This window comes from Stenotrophomonas terrae, assembly GCF_039674165.1.
In the GTDB taxonomy this organism is placed as follows: Bacteria; Pseudomonadota; Gammaproteobacteria; order Xanthomonadales; family Xanthomonadaceae; genus Stenotrophomonas; species Stenotrophomonas terrae_A.
Genome location: NZ_JBDJMY010000065.1, coordinates 1 through 17081 on the forward strand (window position 1 = coordinate 1; position 17081 = coordinate 17081).

Consider the following 17081-nt stretch of genomic DNA (forward strand, 5'->3'; position numbering starts at 1 on the left):
GGCGTAAGCCGCGAAGCCCATGCTGTTTCAGATCATCAGCTTCGCGGCTTACGCCGCTCCCACAAACAAACATTCACTAATGCTTATTCGAAGCCCGCCCCGAACCCGACTTCTTCCCGCCGCCATCCTGTTTGTTCACCGTCGCCCAGGCGATGCGCTCGGCATCTTCCTTCGAGTGCCCCTCCTCCCGTTCGCTCTGCTCGATATGTTCGGCCTGACGCTTCTGCTTGTCTGTATAGGCGCTTTTATCACCGCGTGTCATCAGCTGGCTCCGCTTTGAATGTGACATGACGTTAGGCCAGATCGCGTAAGCGTTGCGTGCGGTTCTGCTGAATATTCTGAAAGACAAACAAAGCTTCAGCTGGCATTTCTCTGGCTGAATACCGGGTGTTCGCACGCTGCTAACACCAAGGCCGCAAACCGCTAACCACTGTCTTGCTAGGCTCGCAATGGGTCGAGGAAAGCTGGCCCTTGTCCACCCAGAGGAGCATCGCGATGAAACGCCTGCAGCTGCGAAGTGTGTTGTTGATTGCAGCCGCCCTGCCCACCTGCACTCCGGTGGCCACCGCAACTGCCCTGTCCGCGCAGGAGGCGCCGCCCACCGTCGAGCTCGGCGACGGCGCTGCCGATCAACCAGGAAGTGACGCCTGGATAAGCCGCGAAGTGAAAGCCAGGCTGTTGCGCGTACGGGACACGCCGGGCATGGAAATCCACGTGCAGACGCGTGGCGGGATGGTGTCGCTGAGCGGCCAGGTCGGCAGCCAGAGCGAAGCTGACCGCATGAGCGCCGCAGCCGCCGCCGTGGATGGCGTGATCAGCGTCGACGATAGCGGTCTGGTCATCGGCGAACCGGCCAATTGATGGATCCAGAGCGAGCAGGCACCTGCGACGCGCGGATGCGTGTCGCAGGTGCTGTCACCGGGAAGTGACATCGGCCGGCTGCGATGCGCTTGGCTGAAAAAGTGAATTGGCAGCGTTGCCTTGCTTCAACCAAGCGGAGCAAGGTGTGCGATGCAGTGACGACGCGAAGTCCTGACCCCAACCAGCGCCGCCCGCACCGGGGCGGCGCCAGCCGGAATACGCGTTCAAGCTAGTGCTTCTTGCCCTGATCGCGCTTGCCCGCCTCGCGCTGATCAAGCATGTGCTGATCGTGCATGTCCTTCTGATGACTGGGCTCACCACGCGAGGCCTGACGCGAAGGGTTGGCATTACGCGCGTCTTCGGTAGCCGGGCGCTCCGGGCGATTCTGCTCACCTTTATGCATGTTCTGATGGGTCTGCTTGTTGGTCATTGCAACCTCCACAGCGGCAGCATGCCGCATCGCCAGCCTGCAACGGCCACGGTTATTGCAGCGTGGCTTTTCCGTGTGGCAGCGCGCACAAAGCTGAGCAGGTGCCTGCTATTCAAATGCGGTTGTCATAGCAGCTGGAGCCCGCCGCAGCATGTGGGAGCGGCGTAAGCCGCGAAGCTGACGGCCGTCTGAAAGAGCTAGCGGTCAGCTCGATATTGCCAAGTACATTGAATGAGCCAACCCGGCCGGCAGCTGATGGCTACAGTGCTGCGATACGGGTAAGGCCCCTGCCGAGCATGACTCGGCACTACAGTGCCGCGTTGAGCCCTCCCTTTGCCGCAGGCAAGGGGAGGGTTGGGAGGGGTGCTTTTGCTTTTTGCGCTTCGGGCTACCCTTGTAAAGCCCCTGCCGAGCATGGCTCGGCACTACAGGTGGCGGGCTGCGCGCCGCAGCGCCAGGTTGTAGGTGGTCGCGTAAATAGCGGTAACCGATAACGGCACGATAATCGTCCGCAGGATCTCAGGCGTGCCAGCCAGCCAGTGAATGCTGCTGAGCAGGCTCAAGGACGCCGCGATGGCCACCAACGGCGGCACCCAGTAACCCGCACTGCCGGGCAAGCGCGCCGACAGCGCTTCGATCATCCGTTTCAGGAACAAGGTGATCAGCGCTGACAACGTGCCCTGCACCAGGCCGGCGATCAGCGGGCGCGGCATCGGATGCGCCAGGTTGGCGAACGCGGCCCAACTGCCCATGGCCACGAAAGCCACAGCCATATGGACACCGCTGTTGCGGGCGGTTGCAGCGGTGGTTGGCGGCACGTGGGTGTTCCTTGCGGCAGCGCTTATGGAGGCGATGCAGCATGCCCGATGCGACAGCGACGGATCAACTCAACTCACCAACATGGCCGCCCGCCATCGAAGGACACAGCCAAACGCCCTGCGGATCTCGCCCAGTGCCGGTTCCGATACCACCAGAACATCACGAATGCAGAAGACCACACCCGCCCTGCCCCATCGGCACAGATGATCTCAGCTCATTCCTCAAGGCCAAGAAACACCCGCATTCGCGCCATCTCCGCGTCCAGTTCGCGGACAAATGCAGCATCGCGCGGTGCCCGCCCATCGACGTACCGGAGCTCGGCGTTCAATACGCCGGCAGCAACAGACAGATTGCCCCAGCCGATCACCCGCTCACCCCACAACAGCGGCAAGGCGTAATAACCCAGCTTGCGCTTGCCCGGCGGTGTATAGGCTTCGAAGCGATAAGCCCAACCCCACAACAGCTCGAAACGACGGCGGTCCCACACCACCGGATCGAATGGTGTCAGCAGGCGCACCTGCGCATCCGGTTTCCAGCGGCGGCTCTCGGCGCGCTCATCGGCCGGCCATAGCCAATCCACGCCATCCACCCTCGTCCGCTGCAAGCGCTGACGCGCCCGCACCAAAGCCGGCTTGCGCGCATCCTTCCACTGCGGGACACCATTGCCCAGGTAGGCCACCAGCTGTCCCAGGCTGGCGTCCGGCAAGGGTGCGTACTTGGCGACGATGAGATCAATCAGCGCATCCATGCGTACGTCGATATCCAGCGCGGCTACCGCTGGCGCCGCCTCACGCACCGCGTAAACCCGGGTACCGCCGTCACGCCGCGCCACCCGCAGCAGGCCGCGATAATGCATGCCGTCCAGCAACTGCGTGCTGGCATTGGACGATCCACCAAACCAGTTGGTGGTCTTGCCATGGGCAAAATGGGCATCCACTTCGCGAGGGTGCACCGCACCGCGCTCGGCGATGAATGCCTGCACCGCCTGCGCCTGCTTCCAACGCGCTGGCGCCCACTCCAAACGCGCCTGACGCGGGTGCATCAGCGCATGGTGGCCTTGCGGCAGGAAGCCATAGTTGACGAAGAAATCTTCCTCCAACGGCAAGCGCGGGTAACGCCGCTCAAGATCGCCTGCCCGGTACCCCACCACCCGCTGCCGCAAGGTCAGATCCTGCGCCCGTGCAGGGGCACGAATGGGATCCGCCTGCACAAAACCCAGCTTGGCGATCGCTCGCATCAGCGTGGTCGGCTTGAACAACGAGCGCGCGACGGCATAGCGCCGCAGGTGGTCGAGAGTGACGGTCATGGATGGATGATGCCAGTAAGCGGGTAGCTCGGTAGCGGGCTATCCGGCCAAGTCGTTCTTTCACCCAGGGAGCAGCCCGAATTCAATCCCGCCGCCTGGCATTCGGTCAACTCTCCAGACCGCACGCATCCCAGCGCCACGCGCCCCGGCGCCGGTCAAACAGAACCTGCCGAACCTCAAACCCGCTCTCACTCCGCACCATACAGAAGTGGCCGCTATACCAACGCCTCACTGGGCTGCCGTTCTTGTCCGCAATGAAGCCGGCAACTTCCGCCGAATACTCCGCGCCAGGAACCAACGCCGGCAACGGATTTTCTTCCGTGCCGACGTCATCCATGCAATCACCCGGTGATATCACTGGTGGCGCCACTTCATTCGGAGGATAGCTCTGCGACCAGATGGGGCGTTGAGCGCCAGCTTGGCGATGGTAGATCGTGACGTTGGTGACTATGGACGCGGCACGCTTCAACTCCGGCACATCATTCGCCCGCAGGCAAAGAGCACCGCCTTCGTCTGAAATCACCGCTTGCTGATACCGACCTTTGGGCTGACTACCTGAAGCGGTGCCCGGCAGCATCAATAGCGCTGCCAATAATATGAACACGCTTGTTTGCCGTTGAGTCATAGCGCAGCTTCCTTGTGCAGTTGTCCGGAGCATAGCGCTCGATGCAGCCAAAGCCGCAATCAGGGCGTGGTGAAATCACGCCCCTATCTCCTCCCCCAAAGAACAGATGCGCAGTATCGGAAGGCGTAATCCTTACCATTCGTCCTGTTCTGTCTCGACGTTTGCTATCTGCAATCCCCGCAGGTACATGCCGTTCGATCAACGCTGCCCGGCAATCGACCGGCAGTAGTACTCGGCCAGGGCAAAGCTCAGCGGGCGCTGTTCGGTCAGGTTCCATTCCGCCGTGAGCGCCTTGGCGTCCACCCGGGTCACCTGTGCCTGTGCGCCACGCTTTTCCAACAGCGCGGGGAGCTTCTTGCCGAACTCGCTGCTGTTGGTTTCGTCACTGGCGACGATGCATACCGGCACGCCCGGTGCGATGGGTGCGTCGGCGATCATTTCCTCCAGGTCCTCGAGGCTGTCCTCATCGTTATCGAGTTCGTCGATGCCGGCGCCCTCTTCCGCGAGCCGGTACTGCAGGTTGTCCGGATCCATCAGCATCACCATCAATGATGGCGTTGGTGCTGGCTCACCTTCGCACTTGGGCGCCATCATGCGGCTGATGACCGGCGTGGTGGTTCCGTCCGGCGCTATCCGCCGCAGGGCGATGCCGCAGCTGCCGCCTTCGAAGTCGCGGATCATGTCGCCCTCGTAGTCCACGCCGGGCTCCGGAACAAAGCTGGCTTCGATTCCGCGGCCGCGGTTGCAGGTCCAGCCTGAGCCATTGGCGACGTTCGCCTTGAGCATCACCGGCTGCCCCGGCACCAGTGGGTGCTCGGCGTAATACGGGCTGGCCCACAGCTGGTCGCGCGTAGCCAGGTTGCGCGTGTCGGCGGTCTCGGGCATGCCGATGGTCACGTTCTCCGGCTTCTTGCGTACCATCGCTTTGAAGTAATGCCCAATCGAACCGGACGCCTCGACTTCCTCGTCGTACTCGTCCTTGCAGCGGGCATTGGTATACATCGTGAGGCCGACGCCGTTCTGCCCGAACAGGCGGATACGCGCAGGGCGCTCGACGGTTGCTGCAGCTTCCTGCGGTGCAAGGTCTTCAACAGCGTGGGCATCCGCACACACCAGTGCCAGCAGCGCCAGCGACAACAAACGAATCTGCATTTACGCGACTTCCATTTCGACAGGAATAGTGGAGGAACCCGCCATCCATCCCGCCGCATTGAAAGCGCGAAGCAAATATCTGGAATCCCCGGAGCGAATTCTATAGACGGCAATTGGCAGCGTATACACAACGCATGCAGGCGATAGAGCGCTCAAGCGCGTCAATATTTTGGCCCTTTGGGATGAAACGCCGACTGCCTGCATGGAGCCGCCGATCCAATGATTCGAAATGCTTATGCCGGGCCGTGGATGAGCATCGCAGCCAGCATCCGGCCAACTCATCTATCACGTGCAAGGCTGGCCCTCGAAAGAGTTTTCCCGAGCCAAATATCGGCATCAACAAAACCGGGACAGCAACCCAAGCGGCTAGTGAACCGTATCCAGCGTGGCGTTGAGCCGGCTCGGGCTCTGGTTGTGCTCCACCCGATTGCGGCCGGTGTGCTTGCCGCGATACAGCGCCGCATCGGCCTGCTGCATGGCCTGGCCCAAGGCCGCCTCGCTGCCAAAGCTGTCCGACACACCAATTGTCACCGTGCAGCGCAGCTGCGCGTAGAGCGCGCCCTGCAGCATCACCTTCTGCTCGATGCTGCTGCGCACGCGCTCGGCCAGACGCAGCACGGACGCATCGTCGGCACCCACACAGATGACCGCGAACTCTTCGCCGCCCAGTCTGCAGACCAGGTCGTCCTTGCGCACCGAGGCGCGCAGCGCATCGGCCACGCCGCACAGCACCGCATCGCCTACCTGGTGGCCGTAGCTGTCGTTGATGTTCTTGAAGTGATCCAGATCGACCAACAGCAACCGCGCCGTGGTTCCCGGCCGCCGGAAGCAAGCGGCCAACGCCGTACTCAGGCCGCGACGGTTGAGCAGATGGGTCAGCGGATCGCGGGCGGCGACGGTGCGCAAGCTGTCGGTGAGACGACGCAGCACCAGCCAGACGATCGACGGCGGCAGGATGGTCGCCAGCGAACACATGTAGACGTAGAAAACCATCGAGAACCGGCCATCGTTGCTCACCGCCTCAAAGCCACCTGACAACAGCTTGCTGAGCTTGATCACGTTCAGAACGCAGATGCCGCTGATCAGGCCGGCAAACAGCAACACTTCACCGCGCAGATCCTTGGCGAAGCTGCGTACGCCGTACAACAGCATAGCCACCATCGCGACGAAGGACACTGCGCAGACACCGGCCAACATCACATAGCGCGCAACCGGACCGAAGGCCCAGTTCACCAGAATCTGCACCAGGCTGTAACCCACCGCCAGACACAGCAGCGGCACGGCAAGCGGCGTCGAGCGGCCAAAGAACCGCGCCCCGCCCACGCAATACGCCAGCAGCGAGCACAGCGTGAGCGTGTGGTTGAGCATGCTCAGCCAGCTCCAGCCCGGCGCCCCTTCCAGCAGCTGCAGCACATAGGCACCACCCAGCATGAGGTTGCCCACGCCAAAGACGTCCATGCCCATGTTCTCGTCCTGCAGCCGACGACTGATGAGCAGAAACATCACGGTGAAGCTCAGCAGATAGACGCAGAGCATGCCGACTAGGAGGGTGGCGATCATTGGGTGTTCGATATGGAGGGCAGGCGAAGGCGCGCCGCCCGCTTCATGCGGAACGACGGATGCCAAATAAAAACTCGCAACGCTGTCGTAAATCCCCCGACACCGCGTTGTCCCCGCGCGTATCGTACAGAATTCGATTGCGGTTTACGGGGTTTACAACGGCCTGGGCGGGCCGTTTAAACGATTACCGGCGACTCTTACGTTAGCCACGGGGATCGGGCAGTTGCGCGTTGGTAAGGCAAGGGAGCTAAACCGACTCCGGCCCGGCTGCGGCTCACTCGACATGGCGCGAGCAGCGCACATCCCATCTGCCCTGCGCCGCTACGAACAACGAAACCAGTTGCACGAGGGATCCGCAAGGCGACAACGACACTAGGTCCTGTTCCCGAGCATCCCGTAGCCCTACGAACTCGTGAAAGGCATGGTCCAGATTGTTAGGACCATCCTCGTGGTCGCGCCAATGCTGCTGATGCAGGGCTGGTAGCAACACCTGCTCTGGCACGAACAACTCGCCTTGTTCCAAACAGGAACGGATCGCCACGCCGTTGGCCCGCACCTTGCCGCGCAGCAATACCGCGCTATGCGTCTTCCAGTTGCCGGCATCCCGAAATAGGTACTCCAAGACTCCGAAGCCATTCTCCCCCTCCATTTCTCTCTCAACCCGGCTAAAGAGCAGCAAGACTGCCCTGGGCCAGTCCCACCGGTTGAGATGGAAGATTTGGTGTCGCTCGTCCCGAAAGGGGAAAACCCCAATGGCCGAGCAATCCTTGCTGCATGTAGGCCTAAGAACCGTTTCTCCGGCGCCGGGTCTGTTCGACGAGATTCTGGCGGGTCACTACGGCCTTGCACTCTATTCTGTTGAATGCGAAGCGCCTCTCATGCTAAGGCCCTCAACCCAGCGAGTCAGCCCACGCCAAATTGCCGATGCGGAATTGGGGCCAGTGCAAGGGAGCGGATTGATCTCGGTGGTGGAAAGTCGCAACCATCCATTCAGCATCCTCCCTACGCGTGCTTCCATACTTTTCTGATTGCGCATATAAAGACACGCAAAGCGCCGAAGAGACCATAAAGGCGCCGATTTTGGCACTCAGGGGAGGCGAAGCCGAATGACCAATGTTCCACTAGATCCGCGTTATGAGGTTGGCGCGCTCTACAGCCGTTTGCTCGACATCCACGACGTCCTGGGTGGTCAGCAACGGAGCGGCATCTCAACGCCTCCCAAGAGCCCCTTCGTCATAATTTTTACAGGCGAAGCTGGTAAGCAGCACGGCTACAACGATCGCTGGGACGACAACGGCCACTTCCATTACTTCGGAGAGGGCCAGATCGGAGATATGCAAGACAAACGTGGAAACCGAGCAATCCGTGAGCACCTGGTCAACGGCAAAAGATTAGTTGTGTTCCAGATGATGGGACACAGCCGTCCCTGTCGATACATGGGGGAATTTCGCTACATTAATTCTTATAAAGAACCAGGCATTCCCGATACAAAGGGAACTCCCCGTGTTGCCATCGTATTCGAGCTCGAGCCACTTAACACAGATTCCATTGGTTTCTTCAATACACGCGACTTCCAGACGATGCTAGAGCTCGACTCCACATCGACCGATAAACTCACCGAAGTGCGCACGAAGCAAAGCTTGTTTAAACGGCGACTACTTTCTTTCGAGAAAGAGTGCCGCATCACCGGCATCGCAGACCTGCGTTTCCTTCGAGCAAGCCACATGAAGCCCTGGTCAGCCTGTGAGACAGGTAGCGAACGTGTCGACGGCGCCAATGGCTTGCTGCTAACGCCTCATGCGGACTTACTTTTTGATCGAGGCTGGATCACCTTCACCAACGCGGGGCGCATCGAATGCTCATCACATCTACCGGCTGAAGTGATCAAACGCATAGGTCTAAACCTAAAATCACGTAGAGCTACTGGTGAGTTCAGCGAAGAGCAGTGCGCTTACCTGGCCTTTCACCAGAGCCACGTATATGACAAGACATTCAAGAAAGCGTGTGACCCTATTGCGGAACTATTGGCCACATCAAAAAGCTGATGGAGCAACCAGCAGCCGCACCGAGGCCGCCCCTGGATAGGCAGCGCACCAAGGCACAAGCTTGGATCAAAGGAGGACTGCGCATGAAGTCAATCGAAAACTTGCAAGAGCCGCGTAAAGATTTGAGCAATCAGCCCCTCACGCTGCGAAGCATAGAGTTCCCCGACCTAAACGAACTTCTGGATCAGTGTCTGAAGAGGACCGAGGAACCAAAATTCAGGAAGCTGGAACGTTGGTCGCTCATTGCTGGCATTGGCGGGGCTGGCATAGGCTTGCTGTTGGGAGCTACTTTACCTGGCGTTGCGGGATCGCTCGCACTTTATGGCGGCCTAATTTCTGAAGTAGCCGGATTCGCTGTGCATGCCGCACTAGTTGTAAAGCGAGATTGGCGGCAGTTCCGCCATGCCCGCGCAAACCACGCGGAAGAATTGGAAGCAGGCTATCAACAGCAGCAAGAAATTATTGATCTCATGCGAGCGTTCCCTTTTGAACAACGCAAGCGGCGCCTTCTATACGTTCAAAATAGACGGGCAATGATGCACGAACGATTAGGACTTTTTACAGGTGGAATAGAGCGGCTTGGGGTGGTGCCGTTACTTTTGGCTCTCTACCTGCAGTTCAAGGATTGGCGATTAGGCGACTGGAAAGCACTGAACAACATCACCTTCATTCAAGCTTTACTCGCTCTCGCACTCATGCTGGCATATGCGATCTTCTGGCACCTCATTTTTCTCCGCACTCGCGTGCAGACGTATGAGTTGCTACTTACGGAAGCAAATAACCAACATAAGGAAAGCAATGACGAGCAGAAGCCTACTCAATTTCTACGACTCAAATAACTACCCAGTGAACCTTGAATTCATCGTCCGTACGTAAATCAGACGCAATCGTATATGGGCCTAGCCCCCCCCCCCGACAGGACCCGGAGAAGAATTAGCCTGACTCTGACCTCTGCTTTCCTGCCCCTACCCCATTATCTATAACGCCTATCAGGGAGACGTTCTATCGGCTCAGAGTAACAGAACGCACTATTAACAGAATCAATCAATTGATAGATCTCACCTTCAAGCTCAAAGAACTCCATTCGAGGCTGGCGACGTATTGTCAAGCCGACACCTTTCAGAGCCGCGATAACTTGATCTTGGTGAGCCAAAAATCGAAATGAGCCATTCTCCGCCCTGGTCGCGCTACTATTCGAGCTCAAAATACATTTACGTATTTCCTCGAACGCGCGGTTGTATTCAAAAGAAATCGTAGTATCCCCAACCCTAGATTGAGGAAACATCAAGACGTACCAACAATGAGAGTCCACCGACGACTCTCTCAGCATATTCATCCTCCCTACCTCCTTCTCGACATACGATCGAAATAGTGCAAGATGAGAAATGTGATTAGATAACGAATTCGCCCTGACAGTTTCCCTGTAAACCAACAATGCGACAAATATGCCGCCAACTGTTGCAATAGCCACCAGTACTGAGAACGTCAGAGAAATGACACTAATTGCATTCTCGAAGGTCTTCTTAAAGAGATCTACGCATTTGTTTGAGAAACAAAATTCCAGCTCCTTGACGGCCGGATCACCTCGCGTTGCCCAAAAGATAGCTACGGCGACGCATAGCCCCAGCAACAAGACTAGTGCTAAAACCAAAGCAAGCACCAGGATCCGGCCATCTGTCACACTTTTTCTACTCATTATGTTTCGCCGGCCTGACATTGGACATACGAGACCGAATTTCCGCTGCTTCCACTGGAAATCCTCTTGCAAGAACGTTGAGCCGCTCCTGTAGCGTAAAGAATCTCTTGCGATATCCATAGGATAAGCGGCTCGAAACGGCCTCGGCTTCAATTCTCGTTGCTGCCGCCCTAGCCCTGGCAAGATCGGAACTCGACGGCAAGGGCAATATCCTCCTAAGGCGCGCCATCAGATTGGCATGTTGACGGTGCCCTACACGGCTCAACTTATTCACTCGCCCCATGCAACGATTAAAGTCGTGTCTGTAGGAATGCGTTTGCCGGTAGTTCCCTTCAGCCGCTAACATCTCGATGTTCTTCACATTTGCCCGAATTCGCCTAGGCTCATCCTCAAGCAACCTGGGGCTATCGAATGCAACACGAAGCCCGTGAACAACCAAACTCTCGCTCGACGAATAAACGCATTTAGTCTTAAGCCGGTTTACGGGCAGCCCCTTGCTACGAAGCATCTCCGATATTATTTCGTCCGCGTACGAGAAATCGACGCCATCTCTTTTGGACGAAACAGTAATATCGTCCACAAGACGCGTGTAAACCATTCCCTTGCGCCTAAGTCTTTCGACCACACCACCTTCCAAATCGTGCAGACAGAGATTTGCAAGGTAGCTTGAGGTTAATGCACCTTGAACAAGACTACCCTTCCAAGTGCATAGGCGAGTTAATACTTCTGCCACACCCTCCGAAACCTTCAGTACACTTAAAAGTGAATCCTTGACGACTTCGGAATGAACATTATTGTAGAAATCTTTTACGTCAACTTTTAAAATTGACTTTGCCCCAGAATGCACGTTCGCACAGGCAACATAATCTTTACAAACCAAAACACCATCGATCAATTGATTCGGGAGCGAACCATACAGAAAGTGAGGCCAGACTAGAACCGTTGAACTTGCCAAAACTCTCTTATTCAATCGACGCTGAAATCTCCTGAGATCTGGCGAAGGATTGTGCACGACGCGGATTCCATCCGCCTTAGCAACTTCCTTTTGTTGATACCATAAGTCCTGGTCACTCTTCAGTAACTTGAGCAAGTCCTTACGAGAAACATCAAGCGTTCTGCACAAACCGAATATTGAAGAAATTGAACCACTTGAAACCTTCCTTGGAGCAGTATCCATATTAAGTGTAGGCCTAGCCAGTACATTCAATAGCGTTTTGGATCAGGATGTCGCTTTCGTCACCGCCCCTTTAAATCTTGCCATCCACGATCTTTGGCTAGACCTACCGTCACACCGCTCCTCTCGCTCGCGAGAGGGGAGGGGGGAGTACCCCTCCGAACTTGCCCCTACAACTAAGTTGGGACGCCCAAGTTAGGGCTTCTTAAAAGGGTTCGAAACCAATGACTGCTGCGATCGGGCGATTCACCCTAGCGGATCAAATTTAGATCATAAGGATGCGGCATTCAAGCCCCAGCCCGAGAACTTTAATCAGGTCGGCCGACAAAGATGTTTGAATCAAGGTCAGCGATTCCACGTATCCCCAAAAAAAGGGCGGCCAATGGCCGCCCTTTCTAGCCAAATAGCTTATAAATCAAACCCCAACAGGATTAGCCTTCTCCGGATCAATCCCATACTGCTTGATAGCCCGAGCGACATCCTTAGCCGTCATCTTCCCGTCCTTCGCCAGCGCCGCAATGGCCGCATGCGCGATGTAATAACGGTCAACCTCAAAGAAACGACGCAGGTTGGCACGCGTGTCCGAACGACCGAAGCCATCCGTGCCCAGTACCGAATAGGTAGCCGGCACGAAGGCGCGGATCTGGTCGGTGTAGGCGCGCACGTAGTCGGTTGCGGCGATGACCGGGCCCTGGCGGCCTTCCAGCAGCTGGGTGACGTAGGGCTTGCGGGCTTCGGTTTCCGGGTGCAGGCGGTTCCAACGCTCGGCGTCGAAACCATCGCGACGCAGTTCGTTGAAGCTGGGGCAGCTCCAGATGTCGGCGGTGACGCCGAAATCCTTGTCCAGCAGTTCGGCCGCTGCAATGGCCTCGCGCAGGATGGTGCCGCTGCCCAGCAGCTGCACGCGCAGCTCGCCCTTCTTCGGCTTGCCGGCGTCGGTGAGCAGGTACATGCCCTTGATGATGCCTTCGGCAGCGCCTTCCGGCATGGCCGGGTGGGCGTAGTTCTCGTTCATCAGGGTGATGTAGTAGTACTCGTCGATCTGGTCTTCCATCATGGCCTTGGTGCCGTGCTGGAGGATGACGGTTACTTCGAAACCGAAGGTCGGGTCGTAGCTGCGCACGTTCGGAATGCCGCCAGCAACGATATGGCTGAAGCCATCTTCGTGCTGCAGGCCTTCACCGTTCAGCGTGGTGCGGCCGGCGGTGCCGCCGAGCAGGAAGCCGCGGGTACGCATGTCCGCTGCCTGCCAGGCAATGTCGCCGATGCGCTGGAAGCCGAACATCGAGTAGTAGATGTAGAACGGCAGCATCGGCACGTTGCTGACCGAGTAGCTGGTACCGGCCGCCATCCACGAGGACATGGCACCCGGCTCGCTGATGCCCTGCTGCAGCACCTGGCCGCTCTGGTCTTCGCGGTAGTACATGAGCTGGTCGGCGTCGACCGGCTTGTACTTCTGGCCGTACGGGGCGTAGATGCCGATCTGGCGGAACAGGCCTTCCATACCAAAGGTGCGCGCTTCGTCGGCGACGATCGGCACCAGGCGCGGGCCCAGTTCCTTGTCACGCAGGCTGATGTTCAGCGTCTGCACGAAGGCCATGGTGGTGGAATAGGTGCGCTCGCCGGATTCCTTGAGCAGGCGCTCGTAGGTTTCCAGCTTCGGTGCGATGAAGGACTTGTCGGCCTTCTGGCGACGCTGCGGCAGGTAGCCGCCCAGCGCTGCACGACGCTCCTGCAGGTACTTCATTTCCGGCGAATCCGGGCCCGGGTGGTAGAACGGCACCTGGCCGTCCTTGAGCTGCTCGTCGGTAACCGGGATGTTGAAGCGGTCGCGGAAATGGCGGACCGATTCGTCGTCCAGCTTCTTGGTCTGGTGGGTGGGGTTGAGCGCTTCGCCAGCGCTGCCCATGCCGTAGCCCTTGACCGTCTTGGCCAGGATCACGGTCGGCATGCCCTTGGTGTTCACGGCCTGGTGGTAGGCGGCGTACACCTTGTGCGGATCGTGGCCGCCACGGTTCAGGCGCCAGATGTCGTCGTCGGACAGGCCGGCAACCATGGCTGCGGTTTCCGGGTACTTGCCGAAGAAATGCTCGCGCGTATACGCGCCGCCGAAGGCCTTGCAGTTCTGGTATTCGCCGTCGACGGTTTCCATCATCAGCTTCTTCAGGACGCCATTGGTGTCCTTGGCCAGCAGGGCATCCCAGTAACCGCCCCACAGCAGCTTGATCACGTTCCAGCCGCCGCCACGGAACACGCCTTCCAGTTCCTGGATGATCTTGCCATTGCCACGCACCGGGCCATCAAGGCGCTGCAGGTTGCAGTTGACCACGAAGATCAGGTTGTCCAGGCCTTCGCGGCCGGCAAGTGCGATGGCGCCCAGGGTTTCCGGCTCGTCCGACTCGCCGTCGCCGATGAAGCACCACACCTTGCGGTCGCTCTTTTCGATCAGGCCACGGTTTTCCAGGTAACGCAGGAACTGCGCCTGGTAGATGGCAGCCAGCGGGCCCAGGCCCATCGACACGGTCGGGGTCTGCCAGTAATCGGGCATCAGCCACGGGTGCGGGTAGGACGACAGACCGCCGCCATCCACTTCCATGCGGAACTTGTCCAGCTGCTGCTCGCTGATGCGGCCTTCCAGGAAGGAACGCGCATAGATACCCGGGGCGCTGTGGCCCTGGATGAACAGCAGATCGCCCGGGTGGTTGTCGCTCGGCGCGCGCCAGAAGTGGTTGAAGCCCACGTCATAGAGCGTTGCGCCCGATGCGAACGAGGCGATATGGCCGCCCAGGTCACCCGGCTTGCGGTTGGCGCGCACCACGGTGGCCATCGCGTTCCAACGGATGATGGAACGAATGCGCCATTCCAGTTCCGCATTGCCGGGGCTCTTGGCTTCCAGCTGCGGCTCGATGGTGTTGACGTATTCGGTCGTGGGCGAGAACGGCAGGAATGCACCCGAACGACGGGTCAGTTCAACCATGCCTTCCAGCAACTGATGCGCGCGCTCGGGGCCCTCGACATCGATAACGGCCTTCAACGACTCGATCCACTCCTGGGTTTCCAGGGGGTTCGTATCGTTGTTAAGCATCTCGTTCAACCAGTTCATTAGCGCTCCAGTTACTGCACGCACTCGCGCGCTTGTCGTTGTTTTGAATCCCTGAAGTGTAACGCACGCTAGCCCCTCCCAAGCTGGCTACGCACACGTATGGAGGCTTAAAAGCCAGTGTCCGCAAGACATGTGCGACAGGCTTTTCAGGCGATGCGGACATGTTGGGACACTGCGTGTCAGCGGCCGAGGGACAGCGTGGCGCATGCGCATGACTAACTGAGGACGCGGGGGGCACGGCGGTCGTCGAATCAGGCGTCTGGCGTGAACCTGAACGGCCGGCATCGTCCTGGAGTCCAGCGTTGGAAATCCGGAAGTTTTAGATATATCTTTTCGTCAACACAATCGATATATCTAAAACGACATGAAGAACCTCTACTCTCTCCCGCAGCACCTGCCTCCCTCAGAGCGCCCGCACGGCCTCCACACCCACCGGGGTGGCGCCCAGCCGGCAGCCGAAGGCCACGCCCCGCACCGTCGCGGGCATCACCAGCATCATCACGAGCACGGCCGCATCCGTGGCAGCGCCGAAGGCCACGAAGGCCGCCCCGCCCAGCACGGCCATCCGCTGGAAGGCGGGCGCGGTGAGCGCGGCCCACACGGCCGCGGCGGTCACCCCGGGCATCGCGGCGGCGGCGGCCGTGGTGGGCGTGGTGGCGACGGCGGCTCGCGCCGGCCGCTGGGCCGCGGCGACCTGCGCCTGTTACTGCTGGCGCTGATCGAGCAGCAGCCACGCCATGGTTACGAGCTCATCCAACTGATCGGCGAGTTGTTTGATGGCGCCTACGCGCCCAGCCCGGGCGTGGTCTACCCCACCTTGTCCCTGCTGGAAGACATGGAACTGATCGCCGCCGACCAGGAAAACGGCCGCAAGCGCTACGCCATCACCGATGCCGGCCGCGCCCAGGCCGATGCCGAGCGCGAGGCCATCGACGATGCCCAGCAGCGCACCCGTGACAGCGCGCGCCGCATCCGCAAGGCGGCCATCCCGCCGCAGGTGCGCGAGACGATGGAACAACTGCGCGACGCCATCCTCAGCCGCCAGGAAAGCTGGACCGAGCAGGAAATCGCCCGCGTCACGCAGATCCTCGCCGACACGGTTGCGCGGCTTGACCCGCAGGACCGCGCCTGACCGGCGCGGCCAGCTTCATTGATCCAGTCCTGGGCGGTCACCGCCCCGGACAAACCATTTCCCGCAGCCCAGGATTGCCGATGCCTACACATGAAACCCAACTTATCCGCCTCACCCCGCGCTTCCGCCAGCTGCAGGTACTCCGCGTTGAACGGCTTACCCCGAACATGCAGCGCGTTGTTGTTGGCGGCGCCGCACTGGAAGGCTTTGACAGCCGCTCGCCGGATGATCACGTAAAGCTGTTTTTCGCCAATGCCGAGGGCGAATTTGTATTGCCCGAACTCACCGAACAGGGCCCGCGCTACCCGGAAGGCAAGCAACCGTCACCGGCGCGCGATTACACGCCGCGTTTCTACGATGCCGACGCCGGCGAGCTGGTCCTGGATTTCGTGCTGCACGGCGATGGCCCGGCCACCCGTTGGGCGGCCAGTGCCGAGGTAGGCGATGAACTGGTGGTAGCCGGCCCGCGTGGCTCGCACGTGGTGGCTGATGATTTCGACTGCTATGTGCTGATTGGCGATGAGACGGCGTTGCCGGCAATTGCGCGGCGGCTGGAGGAGCTGCCGGAGGGCGCGAATGCCGAAGTGTTCATCGAGATCCCGGAAGAAGGCGATCGGCAGCCGCTGGAGAGCGCAGCGCAGGTGACGGTGTCGTGGTTCGAGCGCAATGGTTTTGATGCGGCCAGCAGCACCTTGCTGGAAGACGCGCTGGTGGACTTCGAGCAGCCCGATGGCGATACGTTCTACTGGATTGCCACGGAGTCCAAGCGTGCGCGGATGATGCGCAAGTTTGTGGAAGGGCATCTGCAGGTGCCGAAGGAGTGGATCCGCGCTACCGGTTATTGGAAGGCGGATCCGAACGAGGCGGAGTGATGCTTGAAGTCTGACCCTTCTCCCTTCGGGAGAAGGTGCCCGAAGGGCGGATGAGGGTGTGGGCGAAGCCCCTGCATGAATGATTTCCAGAGGGCTTCGCCCCCTACCCTCTCCCCCACCCCACTCCCGCCGGGAGAGGGGCTTCCAGCGCTTTCCTTCTCCTCTCGGGAGAAGGTGCCCAGAGGGCGGATGAGGGTGCGGGCGAAGCACCTGCATGAATGATTTCCAGAGGGGCTTCGGCCTTGGGGGGGCCCCCACACCCCACCCCCGGGGGGGGGGGGGGGGGAGAGGGGAACAAAAAAAAAA

The 17081-nt window shown here is 59.4% G+C and carries 15 protein-coding genes and 1 pseudogene; 5 read left to right on the forward strand and 11 right to left on the reverse strand.

The window, feature by feature from the left end; translation table 11 throughout:
- Positions 1-82: 82 nt before the first annotated feature.
- A pseudogene (locus ABE493_RS18310) lies at positions 83-262 on the reverse strand (hypothetical protein); the annotation flags it as partial.
- 233 nt (positions 263-495) lie between these two features.
- Between ABE493_RS18310 and ABE493_RS18315 the strand changes: the two are divergent.
- A complete protein-coding gene (locus ABE493_RS18315; RefSeq protein ID WP_346500631.1) occupies positions 496-861 on the forward strand; it encodes a BON domain-containing protein in 366 nt (121 codons plus the stop codon).
- Positions 862-1090: 229 nt separating this feature from the next.
- Here ABE493_RS18315 and ABE493_RS18320 read toward each other — a convergent pair whose 3' ends face one another.
- The 7 genes from ABE493_RS18320 to ABE493_RS18350 all read right to left on the reverse strand — a co-directional run bounded on the left by ABE493_RS18320 (position 1091) and on the right by ABE493_RS18350 (position 7402).
- Positions 1091-1291 carry a hypothetical protein gene (locus ABE493_RS18320; protein ID WP_346500633.1) on the reverse strand — a complete coding sequence of 67 codons (201 nt, stop codon included), beginning with the start codon at positions 1289-1291 and terminating at the stop codon, positions 1091-1093.
- Positions 1292-1716: 425 nt separating this feature from the next.
- Positions 1717-2109: a hypothetical protein gene (locus tag ABE493_RS18325; RefSeq protein WP_346500635.1), complete on the reverse strand. Its 393-nt coding sequence runs from the start codon at positions 2107-2109 to the stop codon at positions 1717-1719.
- A gap of 215 nt (positions 2110-2324) precedes the next feature.
- Positions 2325-3416, reverse strand: coding sequence for a DNA glycosylase AlkZ-like family protein (locus tag ABE493_RS18330; RefSeq protein WP_346500637.1), 1092 nt, complete (start codon positions 3414-3416; stop codon positions 2325-2327).
- A gap of 106 nt (positions 3417-3522) precedes the next feature.
- Positions 3523-4020 carry a hypothetical protein gene (locus ABE493_RS18335; RefSeq protein WP_346500639.1) on the reverse strand — a complete coding sequence of 166 codons (498 nt, stop codon included), beginning with the start codon at positions 4018-4020 and terminating at the stop codon, positions 3523-3525.
- A 219-nt stretch (positions 4021-4239) separates the two neighbouring features.
- On the reverse strand, positions 4240-5193 hold the full coding sequence (locus ABE493_RS18340) for a hypothetical protein (protein ID WP_346500641.1): 954 nt from the start codon (positions 5191-5193) through the stop codon (positions 4240-4242).
- Between the two features lie 366 nt (positions 5194-5559).
- On the reverse strand, positions 5560-6753 hold the full coding sequence (locus ABE493_RS18345) for a GGDEF domain-containing protein (RefSeq protein WP_346500643.1): 1194 nt from the start codon (positions 6751-6753) through the stop codon (positions 5560-5562).
- A 274-nt stretch (positions 6754-7027) separates the two neighbouring features.
- On the reverse strand, positions 7028-7402 hold the full coding sequence (locus ABE493_RS18350; protein WP_346500645.1) for a hypothetical protein: 375 nt from the start codon (positions 7400-7402) through the stop codon (positions 7028-7030).
- A gap of 457 nt (positions 7403-7859) precedes the next feature.
- Here ABE493_RS18350 and ABE493_RS18355 point away from each other — a divergent pair, with 457 nt between their 5' ends.
- Together ABE493_RS18355 and ABE493_RS18360 are read left to right on the forward strand one after the other, a co-directional pair.
- A complete protein-coding gene (locus ABE493_RS18355; protein WP_346500647.1) occupies positions 7860-8798 on the forward strand; it encodes an HNH endonuclease in 939 nt (312 codons plus the stop codon).
- Positions 8799-8881: 83 nt separating this feature from the next.
- Positions 8882-9637 (forward strand): hypothetical protein, encoded by a 756-nt coding sequence (locus ABE493_RS18360; RefSeq protein WP_346500649.1) that lies wholly within the window; start codon positions 8882-8884, stop codon positions 9635-9637.
- A 134-nt stretch (positions 9638-9771) separates the two neighbouring features.
- On the opposite strand, the gene ABE493_RS19460 is transcribed toward ABE493_RS18360, so the two are convergent.
- From ABE493_RS19460 to aceE, 3 genes are all read right to left on the reverse strand, one after another.
- On the reverse strand, positions 9772-10515 hold the full coding sequence (locus ABE493_RS19460; protein ID WP_430980817.1) for a retron Ec48 family effector membrane protein: 744 nt from the start codon (positions 10513-10515) through the stop codon (positions 9772-9774).
- The gene (locus ABE493_RS18365) at positions 10487-11671 is read right to left on the reverse strand and encodes a reverse transcriptase family protein (RefSeq protein ID WP_346500651.1); all 1185 of its coding nucleotides are present in this window, start codon (positions 11669-11671) and stop codon (positions 10487-10489) included. The genes ABE493_RS19460 and ABE493_RS18365 overlap by 29 nt, the downstream gene beginning before the upstream one ends.
- A 412-nt stretch (positions 11672-12083) precedes the next feature.
- Positions 12084-14771, reverse strand: coding sequence for a pyruvate dehydrogenase (acetyl-transferring), homodimeric type (gene aceE, locus ABE493_RS18370; protein WP_346500653.1), 2688 nt, complete (start codon positions 14769-14771; stop codon positions 12084-12086).
- 364 nt (positions 14772-15135) lie between these two features.
- Between aceE and ABE493_RS18375 the strand changes: the two genes are divergently transcribed.
- Both ABE493_RS18375 and ABE493_RS18380 read left to right on the forward strand, forming a co-directional pair.
- Positions 15136-15903 carry a PadR family transcriptional regulator gene (locus tag ABE493_RS18375; RefSeq protein WP_346500655.1) on the forward strand — a complete coding sequence of 256 codons (768 nt, stop codon included), beginning with the start codon at positions 15136-15138 and terminating at the stop codon, positions 15901-15903.
- Positions 15904-15983: 80 nt separating this feature from the next.
- Entirely contained in the window at positions 15984-16775 is a 792-nt protein-coding gene (locus tag ABE493_RS18380; protein WP_346500657.1) for a siderophore-interacting protein, read from the forward strand.
- The last annotated feature ends 306 nt before the right edge of the window (positions 16776-17081 follow it).